The organism is Oceanobacillus oncorhynchi (assembly GCF_000821065.1).
GTDB classification, from domain to species: Bacteria; Bacillota; Bacilli; order Bacillales; family Amphibacillaceae; genus Oceanobacillus; species Oceanobacillus oncorhynchi.
Window position 1 is genome coordinate 426,520 of sequence record NZ_CDGG01000001.1, and the last position, 20,690, is coordinate 447,209.

General features: G+C 40.2%; 19 protein-coding genes and 1 other annotated feature. Of the genes, 12 read left to right on the top strand and 7 right to left on the bottom strand.

Annotated features, from left to right (window positions below; translation table 11 throughout):
* Positions 1–33: 33 nt before the first annotated feature.
* From BN997_RS02010 to BN997_RS02025, 4 genes are read right to left on the bottom strand one after another with little or no spacing between them, the layout of a single operon-like run.
* Positions 34–864: an energy-coupling factor transporter transmembrane component T family protein gene (locus tag BN997_RS02010; RefSeq protein WP_042529196.1), complete on the bottom strand. Its 831-nt coding sequence runs from the start codon at positions 862–864 to the stop codon at positions 34–36.
* Positions 855–2,570 (bottom strand): ABC transporter ATP-binding protein, encoded by a 1,716-nt coding sequence (locus tag BN997_RS02015; RefSeq protein WP_042529198.1) that lies wholly within the window; start codon positions 2,568–2,570, stop codon positions 855–857. The genes BN997_RS02010 and BN997_RS02015 overlap by 10 nt, the downstream gene beginning before the upstream one ends.
* A gap of 56 nt (positions 2,571–2,626) precedes the next feature.
* The gene (locus tag BN997_RS02020; protein WP_042529200.1) at positions 2,627–3,181 is read right to left on the bottom strand and encodes an ECF-type riboflavin transporter substrate-binding protein; all 555 of its coding nucleotides are present in this window, start codon (positions 3,179–3,181) and stop codon (positions 2,627–2,629) included.
* A 49-nt stretch (positions 3,182–3,230) separates the two neighbouring features.
* On the bottom strand, positions 3,231–4,082 hold the full coding sequence (locus BN997_RS02025; protein WP_042529202.1) for an SAM hydrolase/SAM-dependent halogenase family protein: 852 nt from the start codon (positions 4,080–4,082) through the stop codon (positions 3,231–3,233).
* 159 nt (positions 4,083–4,241) lie between these two features.
* Positions 4,242–4,511: a binding site (T-box leader), on the bottom strand.
* Between the two features lie 416 nt (positions 4,512–4,927).
* Here BN997_RS02025 and BN997_RS02030 point away from each other — a divergent pair.
* The 9 genes from BN997_RS02030 to BN997_RS02070 all read left to right on the top strand — a co-directional run bounded on the left by BN997_RS02030 (position 4,928) and on the right by BN997_RS02070 (position 14,224).
* Complete coding sequence (locus BN997_RS02030) at positions 4,928–5,887, top strand: PstS family phosphate ABC transporter substrate-binding protein (protein WP_042529204.1); 960 nt, start codon at positions 4,928–4,930, stop codon at positions 5,885–5,887.
* An 81-nt stretch (positions 5,888–5,968) separates the two neighbouring features.
* Positions 5,969–6,913: a phosphate ABC transporter permease subunit PstC gene (pstC, locus tag BN997_RS02035; RefSeq protein ID WP_042529206.1), complete on the top strand. Its 945-nt coding sequence runs from the start codon at positions 5,969–5,971 to the stop codon at positions 6,911–6,913.
* Position 6,914: 1 nt separating this feature from the next.
* The gene (gene pstA / locus BN997_RS02040; RefSeq protein WP_042529208.1) at positions 6,915–7,805 is read left to right on the top strand and encodes a phosphate ABC transporter permease PstA; all 891 of its coding nucleotides are present in this window, start codon (positions 6,915–6,917) and stop codon (positions 7,803–7,805) included.
* Between the two features lie 49 nt (positions 7,806–7,854).
* Positions 7,855–8,688: a phosphate ABC transporter ATP-binding protein PstB gene (gene pstB / locus BN997_RS02045; protein WP_042529210.1), complete on the top strand. Its 834-nt coding sequence runs from the start codon at positions 7,855–7,857 to the stop codon at positions 8,686–8,688.
* A gap of 576 nt (positions 8,689–9,264) precedes the next feature.
* On the top strand, positions 9,265–9,525 hold the full coding sequence (locus tag BN997_RS02050; protein ID WP_042529212.1) for a hypothetical protein: 261 nt from the start codon (positions 9,265–9,267) through the stop codon (positions 9,523–9,525).
* A 92-nt stretch (positions 9,526–9,617) separates the two neighbouring features.
* On the top strand, positions 9,618–10,265 hold the full coding sequence (locus tag BN997_RS02055) for an SDR family oxidoreductase (protein ID WP_042529214.1): 648 nt from the start codon (positions 9,618–9,620) through the stop codon (positions 10,263–10,265).
* 332 nt (positions 10,266–10,597) lie between these two features.
* Entirely contained in the window at positions 10,598–11,851 is a 1,254-nt protein-coding gene (locus tag BN997_RS02060; RefSeq protein ID WP_042529216.1) for an argininosuccinate synthase, read from the top strand.
* A complete protein-coding gene (argH, locus tag BN997_RS02065; protein WP_042529218.1) occupies positions 11,848–13,239 on the top strand; it encodes an argininosuccinate lyase in 1,392 nt (463 codons plus the stop codon). The genes BN997_RS02060 and argH overlap by 4 nt, the downstream gene beginning before the upstream one ends.
* Before the next feature lie 118 nt (positions 13,240–13,357).
* Positions 13,358–14,224 (top strand): Cof-type HAD-IIB family hydrolase, encoded by an 867-nt coding sequence (locus tag BN997_RS02070; RefSeq protein ID WP_042529220.1) that lies wholly within the window; start codon positions 13,358–13,360, stop codon positions 14,222–14,224.
* A gap of 41 nt (positions 14,225–14,265) precedes the next feature.
* Here BN997_RS02070 and BN997_RS02075 read toward each other — a convergent pair whose 3' ends face one another.
* On the bottom strand, positions 14,266–15,327 hold the full coding sequence (locus BN997_RS02075) for an NAD(P)/FAD-dependent oxidoreductase (protein ID WP_042529221.1): 1,062 nt from the start codon (positions 15,325–15,327) through the stop codon (positions 14,266–14,268).
* A gap of 91 nt (positions 15,328–15,418) precedes the next feature.
* Between BN997_RS02075 and BN997_RS23635 the strand changes: the two genes are divergently transcribed.
* Both BN997_RS23635 and BN997_RS02080 read left to right on the top strand, forming a co-directional pair.
* Positions 15,419–15,547: a hypothetical protein gene (locus BN997_RS23635; protein ID WP_264299303.1), complete on the top strand. Its 129-nt coding sequence runs from the start codon at positions 15,419–15,421 to the stop codon at positions 15,545–15,547.
* Positions 15,548–15,938: 391 nt separating this feature from the next.
* Positions 15,939–17,807 (top strand): ATP-dependent DNA helicase, encoded by a 1,869-nt coding sequence (locus BN997_RS02080; protein WP_042529222.1) that lies wholly within the window; start codon positions 15,939–15,941, stop codon positions 17,805–17,807.
* A 58-nt stretch (positions 17,808–17,865) separates the two neighbouring features.
* Here BN997_RS02080 and BN997_RS02085 read toward each other — a convergent pair whose 3' ends face one another.
* On the bottom strand, positions 17,866–18,495 hold the full coding sequence (locus BN997_RS02085) for an NUDIX hydrolase (RefSeq protein WP_042529223.1): 630 nt from the start codon (positions 18,493–18,495) through the stop codon (positions 17,866–17,868).
* A 205-nt stretch (positions 18,496–18,700) separates the two neighbouring features.
* On the opposite strand from BN997_RS02085, the gene BN997_RS02090 reads away from it, so the two are divergent.
* Positions 18,701–19,495, top strand: coding sequence for a carbon-nitrogen family hydrolase (locus BN997_RS02090; protein ID WP_042529225.1), 795 nt, complete (start codon positions 18,701–18,703; stop codon positions 19,493–19,495).
* 90 nt (positions 19,496–19,585) lie between these two features.
* On the opposite strand, the gene BN997_RS02095 is transcribed toward BN997_RS02090, so the two are convergent.
* The gene (locus BN997_RS02095) at positions 19,586–20,278 is read right to left on the bottom strand and encodes a universal stress protein (protein ID WP_042529227.1); all 693 of its coding nucleotides are present in this window, start codon (positions 20,276–20,278) and stop codon (positions 19,586–19,588) included.
* Between the last annotated feature and the right edge of the window lie 412 nt (positions 20,279–20,690).

Below are 20,690 nucleotides of genomic sequence, written 5' to 3' on the forward strand. Positions count from 1 at the left end.
ATTCACTGGAACATCGCATCCTTTTTCATTCTGTTACAAAAATGGATTATAAAACCTGCTGCCATCATGAAAGGTGATTATCAACGATACGGTCAAAATGACTGCTCCAACAGCTATCGTGATATAATCTGCCCGTTTAAAAGGCTTGATGCTGTACCAGGTTCTTTTTTTATTTTTCCCAAATCCTCTTAACTCCATAGCGTTACTGATTACTTCAATTCTGTCCAAACTGGATAGGATTAAAGGAAGAATAATAGCTCCTGCATTTTTGATCCGCTTAGCTAATTTTTCATTTTTTGATAAATCAATCCCGCGGGCCTGCTGAGCTTGGGCAATAGTACGGAAGTCCCGTTGGATATCTGGAATATACCGGAGTGCCAAAGAGACAGAATAAGCGATTTTATAATTGATTCCAATCCGGTGGAGAGAAGCAGCGAATTCACTCGGATGGGTAGTGACGATAAATAGTAACGCAGCCGGAATAACGACAAAATATTTTAATGTAATATTAAATTGATAAAAGATTTGCTCCAGTGTCATATTATAACGCCCGGCTATTTCAAAAAGTACATGATTGGTACCATAGATCCGGACACCTTCCTGAGGTGAAAACAGGTAAATAGCGATATTATTCAACAGTAAAAAAATTAAAATAAAGATTAATACAAAGGCGATGTCCCGGATATGAACCTTTGAAACAATGAATATGGTCATGCTTATAATGAATAAAAATAATAGAATCCTTGTATCATAAGTGAGCATTGCAGCGGAGGACCACATGATAAAAATAATCAATTTAGTGCCCCCTGATAATCGATGGACAGGGGATTCCTTTTCGATATAAGATAACATTTCTACGGCCATGCTTTGCGTACCTCCCTGTCGAAGGCAATAAACTTGGATACAAACTCGACCGGTTCCTCAATACCGGTAAGAACTGCTAAATCAAATAAGGACGTTTCTTTTAAATTAGCTTCCGCCACAATCGCTTCATTGGTTAAGATATTTATAGGTGAATCATCTGCAGTTACTTTGCCATCTGCTATGACAATCGCCCTTTGCGTATATTCCAGCATTAAATGCATGTCATGTGTAATCATCATAATGGTAATACCTTGGGCGTTTAAATCTGCCAGGAATTCCATCATCTCCGTATAGTGATAGAAATCCTGCCCGGCAGTAGGCTCGTCCAGAATAATTATTTCTGGCTTCAGCACTAAAATAGAAGCGATGGTTACCCTCTTTTTCTGCCCAAAGCTTAACGCGGAGATCGGCCAATTTCGAAAAGGATACAGACCGCATATTTTTAATGTGTTTTCTACCCTCTCTCTTATTTCTTCTTCGGAATAAGTTCCCTTCATAACAAGGCCTAAGGCTACTTCGTCATAAATCATATGCTTTGAGATCATTTGATTTGGATTTTGCATCACCATGCCGATCCGTTCAGCACGCTGATAGATAGTGTCTCCGGTAATATCCTTTTCGTGATAGATGATTTTTCCTTGGTTATTTTTTTCAAATCCGCAAATTAATTTGGATAAAGTTGATTTACCTGCACCATTTTTACCGACAATGCTTACCATTTCTCCCTTATCAATGGAAAAGGATACCTTTTTAATGTTATTTTCCTTGCCACTATATGTGAAGGAGACGTCCTCCAGCTGCAAAACAGGATGTGTCAGCGTTCTCTTTTTTGCGGGCGGAGATTGCTCAAACCAATGTAAAAGCTTGTCTTTGAATGCCTCTGTTTGCAATGTATTCAAGTGTGCTAAGCCATGCTGCGGAGTGAGGAGACAACCCGCGTATTTTAATGCTTTGATGTATAAGGGCTCTCGAATGTTATTTCTCTGTAACACATCGGAGGTAAGCAATACATTGGGAGAGGAATCATTTACAATCTCTCCGTCATTAACAACGATAATTCTGTCCACATTCCGGTATAATACATCCTCTAAACGATGCTCAATGATAACGACCGTCGTATTTGTCTCCTTTTGAATCTGATCAATTAAATCTATGGCATGTCTCCCTGTAGCAGGGTCCAAATTGGCCAATGGTTCATCAAAAAGGAGAATATCTACGTCATCCACCATGACTCCAGCGAGAGAGACCCGCTGCTTTTGTCCGCCGGAAAGAGCATGGATAGAAGCATCTAAGTATTCATCCATATCTACAAGGCGTGAGACATCGGCTACCCTTTTCATCATGGTGTCATGCGGAGTAACATTATTTTCTAAAGAGAAAGCAATATCCTCGCCGACAGATAAGCCGATAAATTGTCCGTCAGAATCCTGCAATACCGTGCCAACCATTTTGGATAACGAAAAGATATCGAGCTCTTTTGTTTCCTGTCCTTGGATTTTCAAGCTTCCTGTCATCTCCCCTTTATACGAGAAAGGCACCAGCCCATTGAGGCAATGAGCTAGTGTGCTTTTTCCAGAACCAGAAGGGCCTGCAATTAATATTTTTTCTCCTTGATGAATGGTTAAATCAATATTTTTTAACGTAGGTTCCTGTTGGCTTCGATATTTAAATGTAACATTTTCAAACTGGATAATAGGCTGTTTCATGTTTATCTCCCTTAAAGTATCTGCTGTTCTCAGAAATCAGATAACGGCAACAGATACTATTCTTTGGTAAGACTCCCGCTTTGACTTTTGGTTTTTGTATAAGATGCGATTAGAATCGTACCAAGAATGCCGGTGGTTATAATATTGGCAATACCGGCGAAAGCGCCTTGTACAAATACTTTATTTGCAGGCTCTGCATAAATCAATATGTCTAAAGCTGGAGCAATCAAGAACCAGCCTATCGCTTGTACACCTGCTTGTACCACATTGAACTGAATGATTTGTCTGGAGGCAAATATTCCTGACTCTATATCGATTTTTCTAGTGAATAAGCCGATAAAAAAGCCGATAAATACCGATACAAACACCCAGCTCCACCAAATAGAACCATAAAATACGGCATCCTTTAAGGCGTGACCGATTAAACCAATCAGTCCTCCGGCAATAGGGCCAAAAACGACGCTCATTAAAGCTAAAAAGGCATATGCGGTTTCAATGGTTGTATTTGGTATCCCGGTTGGAATGGCTGCAAAGCGCCCTAAAATAACAAATACTGCTGAACCAATTCCAATTGCTACAATTGTTTTAATAGATAACCCATTTCTCTTCAATTCCCAATTCCCCCTTTAAATGATATGTTCTTATTTTATTAAATACCAATCAGCTTATTTTCGGTGCTTTGCGAATAATAATTTGCCAATGGGGCCCAGTTTCTACGTGATACGCATTGGCAAAGGAGCCCTGGTTAATCGCAACGCCTAAATTATCCAACGAATTCACATACAGCAAAGGCTCTCCGAGGCGAATTTCGGCAAAGGAATGCCGGTATGTCATGATATTTTTATATACCTGCTGGCGGTTATTGGCGATAGTGACTTCGAAAGCATCTCCGTGAGCCACATTAATTTCTTGAAACAACTCTCTGCTGATGTTGGTCCATAGATTGCCGAAGCGAATATCTAATATATCAATATTACCGTAGACGATATCTTCTTCTATATAAGCTTCCGGTTTTGTTAATTCAACAATATCGTTTACATCAACAGGGGCTCCGACTTCTTCAAAGGTAATGGTATTTGATGCTAATCTTGCTCCTGTATAGGCATAAACGTCACGTCCATGAAACGTATAGGATTCCCCTGAGCGAGGTAAACGGTTTGTTTTCTCATCGATGATTCTGGCTTCCTTAATGCCGATGTCCTTTTTAATATGGGTAAGTGTTCCATTATCCGGCGTCACAATATATTGGTTATTCACCGTTTTAACGACGACGCTCAGCCTTGCAGTACCAACTCCTGGATCAACTACAGAGATAAAAACTGTTTCCTCTGGCCAATATGGTAACGTTTGATAGAGGCGATAGGAGCCTTCCCAAATATTATATTGCGGGATATCGTGTGTCAGGTCGAATACCCGGAGCTTGGAATCTACAGAAAGTGCTACCCCATACATGGCACTGACTGCTCCGTCGCTAAGACCAAAATCTGTTTGAATGACTAAATTTCTTCCCATTTTAAATTCCTCCTTAATAATATGTGCTCAAAAATTCGATAAAAATTCGCTGTGTCATTTTTGCTGGACTTTTGAAACTCCTCTTTGTGTTGCTTGCATTTTCGTCGATGAGCAGTTGGTTTTTAAGGAATTAAAAAACCACGCCCATATCGAATAAACGATAAGGACGTGGTTGGAATATACGTGGTACCACCTTATTTTACTGTATGCTCACACATACAGCCTCATCAAGTACGAAAGCAAGAAGCTTTGATACTGTGGTATTGATAACGAGTACCAAATCTCGTCGGAACCTACTCATATCGATCGATATTTTCAGCACGAAGCTCAGAGGCCATTGTTCAGATTCGTATTTTTACTTCTTTTCAGCTGCCGAAGTTCTCTGTGAAAAAATAGTTGAATCTTACTTTTCCTCTTCCACGCTTTTCATAAATAACCTATGCGAATTAATGTCATTATAAATAATCGAAATATAAAAAGCAAGTATTTTTAGAAAAATGATAAAAGTCGAAATGACAGGTCTGGCTTGTTAAAGGAATCATCTATTTCGGCAGTTTTCAAATTTGAATGCTAAATAGATCATCTGTGCATAGAATAAGATAGAGAAGGAAATGATTCTTTTCTTAATGAAATAGGACAAGCTTGAGAAGGGGAAACCACTCGGCGGATTATCTTGTTTTTCCAAAGTACCGCAATCATAGCCCTCTTAAAGTAAAAAACTTAAATTTACATACTCTTTACATTAACAGCAAACTATATTAATAATTCTTCTCTATACTTCAAAGTGAGGACAGAGGAGAAATGTCCAGTAACTATTATGCAGATAAATTTAAGGGGGCACTTTAATGAGCTTTAGACGGTTTACTTTATTCTTTTTTGTTTCTATTTTAATTTTCTTGGCAGCATGCGGTTCAGGCGATGCAGATAGTGCAAGTGATTCTGAATCTGGCAGCAGTGAAGAATTATCAGGTAATGTAGCAATTGATGGTTCAGGTACGGTGTACCCATTAATGGCGAGATTAGCTGAAGATTATATGATAAATGAGCAGCAGGGCGTTTCAGTAGAGGTTAGCCGTGCCGGGACAAGCGCAGGTTTTGAAAAATTCTTAGTGGAAAATGGAACGGACTTCAATGATGCTTCCCGGGAAATAAAAGAGGAAGAACAGGCAAAAGCAGATGAATTAGGCATGGAAGTGCAAGAATTGAAGGTTGCATTAGACGGTTTAACGATTGTGACGCATCCAGATAATGATTGGGCGACAGAGTTAACACCAGAGCAGGTACAAGGAATTTTCCTTGGTGAATATACGAAGTGGTCAGATATTGATGACTCTTGGCCAAATGAAGACATTCAAACGTACGGTCCAAATGAAAATCATGGAACATATGAATTCTTTTACGAAGAGATTTTAGAAGAACAAGATTTAGTAGGTGGAATTGATCTTCAACAAGATTACTCGACATTAGTGACATTGGTTTCAGAAGATAAGAACGCTATTGGATTCTTTGGATTTGGATATTATCAAAGTAATCAAGATGCGATCAACGCTGTATCTATTGACTTTGGTGACGGAGCGGTTGAACCATCTCTAGATACGATTGCAGAGGACGGACCTTATGCAGACTATACACGTCCAGTATTTACGTACCTGAATGTAAATCAAGCACAGGAAAAACCGGAAGTGCTTGACTATGCAAAATACGTTTTAGAAAATACAAATAATGTAGCTGGCGAGACAGGCTTTGCACCGATTCCAGATGAAGAAATCCAGTCACAGCTGGAAGAGTTAGAAGGAATCGAATAAGACAAGAAGACGGATGAGCGGTGTGTAAAAACACCTCTCATCTTCCTCTTATTTTAAGAAATGGAAGGTGGCTCTAGCATCATGGCTGCAAATAATAAGAACCGCATGTCGGTTAGTAAAATGATTGAACAACAAAAACAGAAGCGCAAATTTTTTAATCAATTAGAACGGTTCATACCAACTCTATTATTAATTATTGCTTCGATATCGGTTCTTACCACAGTTGGGATAATTTATACGCTGTTTGCTGAATCGGTTGCGTTTTTTCGGAATGTCCCAATTCTTGATTTTCTTACAGGGACTGTGTTAAAACCGTTAAGCCAAAATCCTGAATTTGGATTACTGCCGTTGTTAAACGGAACCATTATCTCAACAGTGATAGCAATGCTGGTAGCGGGGCCAATCGGGATGATGTCGGCAATCTATTTAAGTGAATACGCGCCTGATCATGTTCGGAGAGTGCTGAAGCCGTTATTAGAGATTTTAGCCGGCGTACCGACAATTGTTTATGGATTTTTCGCCTTTACATTTGTAACGCCTTTACTAAGAATGATTTTTCCATCTATTGAAGCAACCAATATTCTTAGCCCGGGAATCATTATGGGCGTCATGATTATTCCGATGATTGCTTCGTTATCAGAAGATGCCATGTCTTCTGTTCCAAACTCGATGAGAGAAGGAGCGCTAGCACTTGGCTCAACAAAACTTGAGACAACATTTAAAGTAGTTATTCCAGCAGCACTGTCAGGGATTATTGCTTCCTTTGTGCTTGGTATTTCCCGGGCAATAGGGGAAACGATGATTGTAGCTATTGCCAGTGGAAGCTCCAAGAATTTCTCGTTTGATATTACTGGGTCGATGCAGACGATGACTGCTTATATTGTAGAGGTAGCAGGCGGGGAAGCGGCAGCAGGAACGACTATTTATTATAGTCTTTATGCCGTTGCATTAACCTTATTTGTTTTTACGTTAATGATGAATCTATTAGCAAAATATATTTCACGTAAGTTTAGAGAGGAGTACTAAGATGGCTACGAGATATATGGATGCAGTGCTTGTTGAGAAACGTATGTCATCCCGTGTACGAAAAAATACTGGCTTTAAAGGTCTGTTCTTTGCCTCCACATTATTCGGTCTGATTGTGCTGGCTGTATTGCTCGTTCGTATTTTTACGCAGGGAATCGAATATATCAATATCGATTTTCTGATGAATCACCTATCCACAGACGCAAGCAGAGCAGGGATTATGGGAGCAATTTTAGGAACAGCGTGGCTGATGGTGGTAGTTATTCCGGTAACTATGATTATCGGGGTAGGAACAGCCATTTATCTGGAGCTTTATGCAAAGAAGGGCAAGCTTCAGTCCTTTATTGCAACAAATATTTCTAACTTAGCAGGCGTCCCGTCGATTGTGTATGGATTGTTAGGTCTGACGTTATTTGTCCGTACTCTCGAATTTGGCAATGTTATCTTAGCAGGCGGATTAACCTTAGCATTGCTTGTACTTCCGATTGTTATTGTGGCAGCACAGGAAGCACTGCGGGCAGTGCCGGGACAGCTTAGTGAAGCATCCTACGGCATGGGAGCAACAAAATGGCAGACAGTGCGCCGTATTATTTTACCAGCGGCATTACCTGGTATTTTAACGGGAGCAATTTTAGCATTATCACGCGCAATTGGAGAAACAGCTCCTTTAACTGTTCTTGGTATACCTGCATTGTTAATCCCGTTTCCGTCCGGTGTTTTTGATACATTTACGGCATTGCCGATGCAAGTTTATTATTGGACGATTGATTCCTCCCTTGTAGCAGAATATGCAAATCTGGCAGCAGCAACGATTATCGTGTTATTGATTTTACTGTTCTTACTAAACTCTATCGCTATTTTGATTCGGAATAAGTTTCAGCAGCGCTACTAATGGGAGATTACGGAATTAAATTGGTTAAATAAAGAGAGGAGATTATTCTATGAGTACGGTAATGGAGAAACAAATTAATTTAAAGCTTGTAAGAAACCCCAATGAAAGATATGAACCGGAAGTGCCAAAAGAGGTCGTTTATGATACAAAAGGGTTAAACCTATGGTACGGGGAAACACATGCTTTAAAAAATATAAATATGGATATCAAAGAAAAAGAAGTGACAGCGATTATCGGCCCCTCTGGCTGTGGGAAATCGACGTATTTGAAAACATTGAACCGGATGGTGGAACTGGTTCCCATTGTGAAAACATCCGGTCAGATAACGTATAAAGGGAAAAATATTTTAGATAAATCCTTTCGTGTAGAGGATTTGCGTACACAGGTCGGAATGGTTTTTCAAAAAGCAAATCCGTTTCCGAAATCAATCTATGAAAATATTGCTTATGGACCTAAAATCCACGGCATTAAAAATAAGAAGGTCCTTGATGAAATTGTGGAGAACAGTCTGCGCGGCGCATTTATCTGGGATGAGTTAAAGGACCGTCTGGGTGATAATGCATACGGGTTATCGGGCGGACAGCAGCAGCGTTTATGTATTGCCCGCTGTTTGGCAGTGGAACCCAACGTGATTTTAATGGATGAGCCGACCTCGGCGCTGGATCCAAAATCAACCTTGCGCATCGAGGAGCTTGTACAGGAATTGAAGAAAGATTACGCAATTGTTATCGTAACGCATAACATGCAGCAGGCAGCCCGTATTTCTGATAAGACGGCATTTTTCTTAAATGGGGAAATCATTGAATATGATAAAACTGACCACATTTTCAATAACCCGACAGATCAGCGTACAGGGGACTATATTTCTGGACGATTTGGATAAGTGAATAAGACATCGTTAGAGAATGGCTTTCCGGGTCATTCTTTTTATTTTAGAATTTGAGTTTAGTGTTAAGTGACAGTGTTTTTTTATGATAGAAGCATATCGGATTTTTATCGCCAGACTTGAATTAAGAAATAAATTGATAAATGATTTTAAATGCGGGCGGTACAAGAATAACCAAGGCTACAAACAGATGGACATACCTTCTGTTCGTGAAACTGGTATAGGTGAATAACAATAAAATGATAAAAACAGTTAAAGCCAATAGATTGATGGAATATATCCAAATGGTTGAGTAGAACACATGTAAAATAGATATGAAAAAGTAAATAAATGCGCTTGCAATAAAACTTTTTTTAGCGGAAGACACCGTTACCATCCCCTGTTGCTAGAGTTAATTTCATATATAACCATTCTTCCCTTCATACAAAAGAGAAAACCTGATTCTTTGGTTTTGTAAGCACCGCCTATAATCTGTAGATGTTTATTTCTCCGCTCAAAAAGGTAAAGAATAGTAGCATAGAAAAGCCTTTTTAGATGATGAGTAATCATGAGCTAAAGGGGGTTTTTATAAAAATGGATTCTATTACAAGAGGAATGTACATTACTTGGATCGTTTTTATTGTTCTTGCATTCTCCAGTTTAATGATTAATTTTAACTCTGATGGAGAAACATCTCTTATTGTGCCCCTAATCGTATTCATAGGTTTAGCTATTCTAGGATTGATAGAAGGAATCATGAAAATAAATCAAAATAAAAAGCGATACGGAGCAATCGAAATAATGTTAGCCATTCTTCTCTTTATAGTAATTATGATAGCCATAATAACTTCCTAACCTTAATAAAATTCAGAGTACAAATCCGTGTTTGGATATTTTATACAAGGGAACATGATAATATAAAGAATGATTAAAAGGAGTTGTGAGAAATGAAGGTATTTGTCATTGGAGCGAACGGACAGATTGGAAAGCATCTGGTGAACCAGCTGCATGCAAATGAACAGCATGAGGTGACAGCCATGGTTCGCAAAGAAGGACAGAAAAAAGAATTAGAAGATAGAGGTATTCCTGCTGTTCTAGCGGATTTAGAAGGTAGTATTTCAGATTTAGAAAGTGCTATCAAAGATGTAGATGCAGTGGTATTTACAGCTGGCTCCGGCGGAAAGACCGGCCCGGATAAAACATTGCTCATTGATTTAGACGGTGCAGTAAAATCGATTGAAGCTGCGAAAAAAGCCAATGTGAACCGATTTGTGATGGTGAGTGCATTCCAGGCGAATAACCGGGACAGCTGGGCAGACAGTCCAATTAAGCCATATATGGTGGCAAAACATTTTGCGGATGAAACATTGGTACAAAGCGGACTTGATTATACCATCGTCCGTCCAGGCGGATTACAGAATGAACCAGGTACAGGAAAAGTTCTGGCAGGAGAAAATTTGGAGCGGGGCAGCATTCCGCGTGAAGATGTAGCAGCCGTCATTGTGGAAGCACTTGAAGCTGAAAATACGTATCAAAAAGGCTTTGATTTAATTACTGGAGTAGACTCTATTCATGATGCGGTAGGGAAAATATAGAATAAAGCTGTAGCTTTCGGGAATTTCCCGGATGGTTTTCCGTAACAGCGTGGAAAAAAGGCGTTCTTTTCTAGAAAGAGCGTCTTTTTTGTGTGAAAAAAATATACATAATCATTTCCACACAAAAGGATACTTTTTCTATACAAACGCTCATTTATCCCATTATTTATGTTACCAGAAACGAATAAAAAACCTAGAAATTACGTGTCTTGACTGGATAAAAGCGGAATTCCTCAAAAAAATAAAAAAATTTTAAAATACCTCTTGCATTATTATACATAATGATGCATAATAATTCGATAACAGCACATTTACGAGAGGGGATTTTTTAAGTGGCAAAAGACAAGATCGTTTTAGCTTATTCTGGAGGATTAGATACATCTGTAGCGGTGAAATGGTTACAGGATAAATATAATTATGATGTGATTGCAGTAGCGTTGGATGTTGGGGAAGGAAAAGACTTGGACTTCGTGAAGCAAAAAGCATTGGACGTAGGTGCTATCAAATCATATGTGATTGATGCGAAAAAGCTTTATTCAGAGGAATATGTATTGCCGGCATTGAAGGCCAACTTGCTTTATGAAGGGAAATATCCATTAATTTCGGCATTATCGCGCCCATTGATCGCAAAAATATTGGTGGATATCGCTGAAGAAGAAGGTGCAGTGGCTGTAGCGCATGGCTGTACTGGAAAAGGAAATGACCAGGTTCGTTTTGACGTTGCCTTTACAGCGCTAAACCCTGAATTAAAGATTGTTGCGCCAGTTCGTGAATGGGCAATGTCGAGAGAGGAAGAAATTGAATATGCATTAGAGCATAATATTCCGGTTCCAATTAAAAAGGACAGTCCATACAGTATTGACCAGAATCTATGGGGAAGAAGTAATGAATGCGGCATTTTAGAGGATCCATGGGCAGAAGCGCCAAAGGATGCATATGATTTAACCCAAGAACCAGAGGATGCACCAGATGAAGCGCAAACGGTGCAGATTACGTTTGAACAAGGGAAGCCGGTCTCATTAGACGGTCAAAAACTGGATTTAGATGAATTGATTCTAACACTAAATGAAATTGCCGGTAAACATGGTGTTGGCAGAATCGACCATGTGGAGAATCGTTTAGTAGGTATCAAATCAAGAGAAATTTATGAAGCTCCGGCAGCAATGACGTTGATTAATGCACATCAGGAATTGGAAGCATTAACTTTACCTCGTGAAGTAGCGGAATTTAAACCGGTAGTAGAGCAGAAGCTGTCACAGGCAGTTTATTACGGCTTATGGTATTCCCCGTTGACAGAAGCCTTGCAGGCCTTTATTGAGAAGACACAGGAGCATGTTTATGGTACAGTAAAAGTGAAGCTGTACAAAGGGCATGCACAAGTTGTCGGAAGAGAATCTGCAAATTCCTTATATGACTTTGACTTAGCAACCTATAACAAAGCTGATGCTTTTGACCATGATGCAGCACTAGGATTTATTAAGCTATGGGGACTGCCGACGCAGGTACATGCCTCTGTCAACGGCCCTCAAGGAAATAAATCGATTGAGAAAGTAAAACTAGAGGTAAAGGAAGCTGTTAATCCGTGAAATTATGGGGTGGAAGATTTACAAAACCAACGAATGAACTAGTCGACGAGTATACCTCGTCGATTCGTTTTGACCAGAAGTTAGCGAAATATGATGTGAAAGGCAGTCTGGCTCACGTTGCAATGCTGAAGAAATGCGATATTATACCGGCAGAGGACGCAGAGCAGATTACCGAAGGATTGAAAAAGGTTCTGTCCAAAATTGAGGCTGGAGAAGCTGAATTATCAGAAGCAGATGAAGATATCCATATGAATGTCGAGAGACTGCTGATTGAAGAAATTGGTCCAGTAGGAGGAAAGCTTCATACTGGGCGCAGCAGAAACGATCAGGTAGCGTTGGATATGCGGCTGTATGCAAGAGAAGCGGTATCTGAGCTGATTGTGCTCGTGAAATCAGTTCAGCAGGCGCTTATCGGGCAGGCGAAGGCAAACATTGATGTCATTATGCCGGGATATACGCACCTGCAGCGTGCGCAGCCGGTTTTATTTGCCCATCATATGATGGCATACGTATTTATGTTTCAGCGTGATGTGGAGCGTCTGGAGGACAGCTTGAAGCGTGTGAATAAATCGCCATTAGGTGCAGGGGCACTGGCAGGCACAACTTTTCCGATTGATCGTGCTTTTGTAGCAGAGCAGCTTGATTTTGACGGAATTTGTGAAAATAGCCTGGATGCTGTCAGTGATCGTGATTTTGTGGTCGAATTCCTGTCCAATGGCTCGTTGATCGGTACGCATTTATCACGTCTTTGTGAAGAACTCGTGCAGTGGTCCAGTGCCGAATTTAATTTTGTCGAGCTGGATGATTCGTATACAACGGGAAGCAGCATGATGCCGCAAAAGAAAAATCCAGATGTGGCAGAGCTTGTCCGCGGCAAGACAGGTCGTCTTTACGGCAATCTGATTGGAATGCTGACGACGTTAAAAGGCTTGCCTCTCGCATATAATAAAGACATGCAGGAGGACAAAGAGGGGATGTTTGATTCCCATGAAACGCTGAAGGGCGCTTTACAGCTCTTTGCCGGAATGATTGCATCCATGGAAGTAAATAAAGAAAGCATGTATAAGGCGGTTTCGAATGATTATTCCAACGCGACGGATCTGGCTGATTATTTGGTGAATAAGGGACTCACCTTCCGTGAATCGCATGCGGTTGTTGGCCAGGTGGTTTTAAACTGTATTCAAGCCAGCAAGTATCTGCTGGATTTGAGCTTAGCGGAATTCAAACAATATTCCGATGTGGTGGAAGAAGATATATTTGAAGCGCTGAAGCCGGAGACAGTGGTTAATGCAAGAGCTGCTGCAGGCGGAACAGCCAAAAACAGTGTATTAGACCAAATTGAAAAGGCAGAGCAATTATTGGAATCATCTGATGTAAATAAGGTATAGTATATACGAGAAGTAAAATGATTGGAGCCCATAGAGTCAGCAGATGGGTTCCTTTATTTTACGCAAAAAAATACAATAGATTCAAGTTTTTCTAATGTCGTAAAGGCGGTAATATATTATGAAATTAATTGCATCAGATATGGATGGAACCTTGCTTAATGAAAATGGCGTAATCAGTGAAGCGAATGCACAAGCAGTAAAAAAAGCAATGGATAAAGGCGTGGAATTTATTGCTGCAACAGGCAGGTCCTATCAGGCAGCGAATACGCCGCTTCAAGCTGCCGGGATTAATTGTCCTATTATCAGCTTGAATGGCGCAGTAACCTATCAGGAAAATGGAAAAGTAATCAATAGTATTCCAATGGATAAACAGGCAGCTGCACGTATTGTCGATGAATGCAGCAAACTGGGGATGTATGTAGAATTATTTACAGATAAAGGCGTCCTTTCTGAAAGCCGGGAACACTTTTTAGATATCCTCATGGATATCCTGCACACAACTCATCCGAATATATCTGAGAGGGAAATGCGTGAAATGGTAGAGCAGCGGTTTCAATTAGAAGAGGTTTCTTTTATTGAAAATCTGCAGTTAGCAGTGAAGGATGAGGATACGGAAGTTTATAAAATCCTTTCTTTTGCTTTTGAGGAGAGTCAGCTGGAGGGCGCAAAAAGAAAGCTTCGTGATGAGACAGGGGCTGTAATTACATCTTCCGGAGAGACGAATCTGGAATTTAATCATCCTAAAGCCCAAAAAGGATTAGCCATTCAAAAGTATATAGAAGACAGTGGCTGGTCTATGCAGGATGTGATGTCAATCGGAGATAATTGGAATGATGCAAGCATGTTAGAAATGGCTGGGCGCGGAGTCGCGATGGGTAATGCTGCAGATAAAATTAAGCAGTTATGCCAATACGAGACGGTGACAAATGAGCAGGATGGTGTTGCCAAAGCCATTGAAGAGATGCTGGCGGAGTTTAATAAATAGAAAAATGCCGGGCTGTTTTACCTTGCCCGGCATTTTTTTATTTAATGGCGTTTACTTAACCATAATACGCCTGATTTTGCGAGTCTTGGCAATAAGCCTGTCATTGGCTTCTTGGCCATATTTCCAAAACCATCTGACTTGCCTAAGGAGCCCAAGGTTCCTTTAAGTTTAATAGGTTTTGGTTTTTTCGGCTGTTTTTCATTTAAAATAGCAAGCAGAATTTCTGCAATTTGTTCTCCCTGCAGGCCGGCCAGCTGTGCACTTGGCGAGTGTTCACTGGATGCGCAATCTCCCAGCACATACACAGATGGATCCTCTGGAACCTGATAAAAATCATTGACAACGACTTTTCCGTGATTATCCTTGCTGTATGGAAGTTCACGTACAAGCCAATTCGGCTGTACACCTGCTGTCCAGATGGTCACATCATTTAAATAACAAACGCCATTATTGCAAACGCCGTCTTGTTCTACATATTCTACCGTTGAATTATGTATCACATCGACATTGTTTTCTGTCAGCCATTTTTGTACATAGGATTGAATTTTGCTGTCCAGTGGTTTTAATACCGTATTACCGCGGTCAAGCAGACGGATGTTTAAGTCTGGCCGGCTTTCCCGGATTTCTGAAGCCACCTCAATCCCGCTTAATCCTGCACCGATAACAGATACTTTTCCATAAGCTTTCAAATTTCCTATTGCCACTCCTGCTTTTCTGGCTTTTGCAAAGGTTTGAACGCTTTCTGTGAATTCTGCTGCCCCCGGGATTCCATGGTAATTGTCTTCACAGCCTAAGCCGATAATTAAATAATCATAAGGAACAATGGAATCTTCATCTTGAATAATAATTTGTTTATTTTCCGTATCGATTTTTATGATTTCCCGAAAAATATAGTTCACCCGGGAATCAGCTGGAAAATCAACACGAACATCATGATCGGCTGAAGTTCCTGCAGCAATCGCATAGAACTCTGTTTTTAGCGAGCGAAATGGATTACGGTCGATAACAGTGATATGTATATCAGCGGCTAATGTTTGGCTGAGAAGGCCGAGCAGCGTCTTGATACCGCCGTATCCACCTCCAACAAGAACAACTCTTTTCATTGTGTACACCCCTTATTTAAATTGTGAAGAAATATAAAACCAAACGTCATTCGGCGGGAGTTTTTACGGGTGATTCTCTGCAGGAAATGAAATGTTCCGACAGAATGGTACGGTGATGACGCGCCCCCATCAAAATGATGCGATAAATCACTCCAACAAAACGCAGATAGTAACACAAGGGTATGCACCCGGGGATATGACCGAGCAGCCGCTTCCCTAAAAACTCCTAAAGCAATCGAAGTTATACTGCCAGATAAACGGTAGTAAAATATGAATGCATTTTCATTTAAAAATAACCGCGTTCAGCTCCAAATGTTCTCCACTTTCGACATTTTGAAACAATCTCTCTTCCGTTTACTAGCGTAACAAATTATGAAGGCGATGTCATTAAGATTGAGGCAGCAGTTTGCAATTGAGAAAAGGATAATTTATTCAAAAAAATTAAATTATTTTGCCCGGAATGAATAGCTTGCTAGAGTTTTAGAAATAATGGTACGATTAAGAGTGCTTTTTATTCAATAAGTTTAACCAATCATTCTATGGGAGGGAAATATAACTCCCGTTGAATGAAGTTTCGTTTTCATAGATATAGAAAAGAAAAGGAGTTGCCTATGGCAGGAATGAATTCAATCCCATTTACTGTAGCAAAAAATGAGCATTTTTTTGATCGCCTGGGAGATTATATCGGCGATGTTTTTTATGATATTTTACCAGAACAAGGCTTTGAGCTGCGTGATGAACAGATTTATATGGCGTTTCAGCTGGAACAGGCTTTTAAGCATAAAAAGACCATTTTTGCAGAAGCAGGAGTTGGTACGGGGAAGACAATCGTGTATCTCTTATATGCCATTTGTTATGCCCGCTATCAGAGAAAGCCTGTGATTATTTCCTGTGCGGATGAAACATTGATTGAGCAGCTGGTCAAAGAGGGCGGAGATATTGATAAGCTGGAAAAAGCGCTGGGCTTAGAGGTAGACGTCCGTTTGGCAAAAGCACGCGAAAACTATTTGTGCATGAAGAAGCTGGATCCGTTGTCCGAATATACAGAGGATGAAGAAATTCTTGATGTACATGACTCTGTTCCGGACTTTGTGTTCGATCAAGGTGTCTCGATGCAGTCTTTTTATCCTTATGGAGACAGGAAATATTATCCATGGCTTTCGGATAAGCAATGGGAACAGATTGGCTGGGACCCGTTGAAGCAGTGTGCGACTTGTGATTTTAGACATCGCAGTGCGCAGACATTGCATCGTGATTATTACCGCCATGCAAAAGATTTGATTATCTGCTCGCATGATTTTTATATGGAGCATGTCTGGACGAAAGAATCAAGAATCAGGGAAGGGCAGCTGCCATTGCTTCCGGAAGCCAGTGCGGTTGTTTTTGATGAAGGGCATTTATTAGAGTTTTCAGCCCAAAAAGGATTGACCTACCGCTTCAACTATCAGAATATCACCAATGTCTTAACTGGCTATCAAGGGCAGGATGTGCGGGAAGAATCACTGCAATTAGCCGAAGATATCATGGCGCTGCATGATGACTGGTTTGATTATATTTCAGAAATAGCTGTGCGTGTAGAAGGCTCCAATCGACTTGAAATTCCAACAGATACGAAAATGCGTGAAATGGCAGTTCAATTAGAGAAGATGGTTCAAGAGCTGTTAGAACAGCTAGTTTTTGATGCGGAATTGTTCACCATGGATGCATACCATACAAAAATTATTGAAGAGTACTTGGAATTTTTCACGTATGGTTTATCAATTTTCTTAAAGGATGATGAGGGAGTTTACTGGTTGGAAGAGGACGGCGACCAAAGCAGTCTGGTTATCATGCCGAGACTGGTAGAGGAGGTGCTTCGGGAAGAAGTATTTCAGAAAAACATTCCATTTATTTTCTCCTCAGCAACACTCTCTCAAAATGGAGATTTTTCATATATTGCGAAGAGTCTGGGTGTGGATGCATATGACTTCTTTTCTGTTGAATCCCCATTTGATTATGAGGAAGTTCGTACCATAAAAGAACATGGGTATTCGGAGGAAGCAGAAAAATACCTCGGGATTGCCACCCAGCTTCAGGAGAATGAAGGGCACAGTCTCATTTTATTCCGCTCGGAAGAAGAGATGCAGGCATTCCGGAAATGGGCAGAAACGCAAGACTGGTCCTTTGATTTCTTGTTTGAAGGGGATAAGGAAATCAGCGAAATTGTCCGCGAATTCCAGTTTAATAAGTCCTCTGTTCTCTGTGCGTATCATTTATGGGAAGGGCTCGATGTGCCGGGAGAGGCACTGACACAAGTCATCATTGCTTCCCTGCCATATCCGCCAGATGATCCTGTGTTTAAAGCAAAACGCAAACATGCAAAGAACGCGTATGATGAAATTGACTTGCCCTATATGGAACTTCGGTTAAAACAGGGCATCGGCCGTTTGATTCGTACAGAGCAGGATAAAGGAATCGTTCATATTTGGAAAAAAGCTTAGCTGTTCTATCAGCATTTTATTTGTTTTTAAAAGGACCGTTGATACGAGAAACCCCGTATCAACGGTCCTTTTTCGTATCAATTAAGCTTATAAAATGATTCAAAACCTTCGCAGTCAGCCCCCAGATGGTATTGTCGTCATATTGGTAGAAAAGCTCCTCCATCGTCCTGATATGCCATTCATAGTCCTCTCCGCCGACAATCAAATGGTATGGGAAATTATCCTCGGGCTTTATTTCTAAATGTACTTTATATTTTTTTGGTTCATTTTCTAAAAAGAAGGAAAGCGGAACGGTGAAAATATGATCCACTTCATCCGGGCTGGGTTGGATATTTTCTATACTCTTCAGCCTTCCGATAAAAGGATATATAATTCTTCCTAAGTCATTCACTACATAATCAAGCGGAATCGGGTCGGAAATATCCTGTTCTGAAATACCAAGCTCTTCCGTCGTTTCCCGTATAGCGGTGTGGGAAGGATGCTTGTCATCCTGGTCTGCACGACCTCCGGGAAAACAAACATCTCCAGGCTGGCTTCTTAGGTTTTTGGACCGGACTTCAAAAAGGATATGGGTTTCTCCATTTAATTCAACCAAAGGAATTAAAACAGAAGACCGTTTAAAGTATTTGTGGCCCATTAATGCCGGAGTGCGATCCCTTAAATGATTCAGAATATTTTCTATCTGCATGCGTATCCCTCCCTTTTCATCATTCGTGTCATATATTAATTCTAGTATGCTTTTGGATTACTGTCATGTATATCGATTAACATGACAGATTATGTGTGTAAGTTGACACGTATTCGTAGAGATAGGATGATAATTATATAGAGAACGTTCAAATAGTTATCGCTTTTGATAGAATAAGAATAAATAAGAGAAGGGTGCGTATGCAATGAAACATGCTATTTATCAAATGGATATTGTTCCCGGCGACCCGGAGAGCAATCGCAAACATGTGAAGGAGTGGCTGATAAAACAGGTTAAGGAAGATAAACCTGATATCGTTGTTCTCCCGGAAATGTGGACGACAGCCTATACGTTGGACCAATTAGATCAAATCGCTGATTTGGATGGAGAGCCTACGAGGAGCTTTTTGAAGGAGCTGGCAAAAAGGTATCAGGTGCATATTATTGGCGGATCATTTGCGAATAAAGTAGAGGATGCAATCTATAATACAGCGCTTGTTGTTAATAACGAGGGGGAAGAGGTCTATACGTATGATAAAATCCATCTCGTCCCGATGCTGAATGAACCGGCATATTTAACAGGCGGAAGAAAACAGGCGCGTGTATTTGAGTTAGATGGGATCAAAATGGGGCTGATTATCTGCTATGACCTTCGTTTCCCTGAGTTAGCCAGAGAATTAGCTCTAAAAGGAGCAGAAGTGATTTATATTGTCGCAGAATGGCCATCCGCACGCAAGGATCATTGGAAGGCGCTTCAACTGGCACGGGCGATTGAAAATCAATGTTATATTATATCCAGTAATCGGATAGGAGCGTATGACGGTGTCGAATTCTGTGGAATGTCGCTGATTGTTGACCCATGGGGAACGATTATTCAGGAAGGGTCCGAAGATCAGGAAGAAACACTGGTCGAGACGATTGCAGCTTCGAATGTGGACCGGATACGTGAGGAAGTCCCTGTCTTTAGAAGCAGAGTGCCGGAAATGTATCAAGGCTGGTAATATAAAAAAGACTCCTTTGTCAGTGCGTCCCTTGAAAAACCGGAAGATAACCGGTTTTCAAGGGATAATCACCGTCGCAGGGAGTCTTTTTTAATGAATTGATTTATCAATATTAGGCGGTTCTTTTAATTCACCTGTACAAACATTTTCTGTGATATGCACTTGGGAAGTCTTCCCTTTGTTGTTTACGAATTTGAATACTCCGTTATTAAAGTCCGTACCAATTTCCTTGTAGAAGATTCCCTCGTACAGATTATGCTTGGAACGAGTGAACTTCAGACGATATTGTCCGGGCACTTCGCCGTCTTCCTGAATAAATGCACGTACGCCTTTTTCGTAAATCGTATCATCCGTACTTTTTAATGTACGATCCACAGAAACAATGTGAAGGTCGATAAAAGAAATCTCACGAAGAAGCACGTTGACAAAAGACCCTTTTGTAATCTCTTCCCAACGGTTTTGTGCGCTTTGCCCAATAATAATTTGTGTAATATTGTACGTATGTGCTACGTCTTTAATTGCTTTTACAGAACGTTTCTCTTTGTCACGTATAATAAATTCCTCTACGTCTAATTCCTCGCACAATTCCTTCCAATGTTCAACAAAGCCAGATTTATCTGCATCAAATTCATCATAAGGAAGGGGATCTACTGTTAAAACATATAGTGGGCAATCCATCATTTGTGCTAATTTATGACCGCGGCGGATTAGACGTTCTCCATTAGGACCATAATAAACACATACTAAAATACTTTCATCCATACGACCTCTGATTTTTTTCATCGCTTCTACGCACCTTTCTTTAATAGTCATTTACTTTTTCTTTCGTTTTTAAAACATCTATATATATCCGAATAGGAACAGAATGGTTTCACTTTTAATTTAACCTGTCAGAAGAAGGTTTAATCCCTTTTGTAATAGGTTTTTGAAGGTAGTCATATCCTTTAAACCGTATCATTTTAACATGTATTTTTAGATTCGTATAGTACTAGATGAAAAATATTTATTCTATATGGATTTTTTCACTGTAAAGTCCTTTATACAGGTATTTCTTAGAAGTTGCAAGTAAATTTAATAAAGACGTCTTCGCTGCTGAAGAGAGATAGGAAAATACCTCAAAATGAAATTTTATAGAGGTGTCACAACGTCATGCATGCAAATAAGGATAAATTCTTGTATAATGTCTATGTGTGAT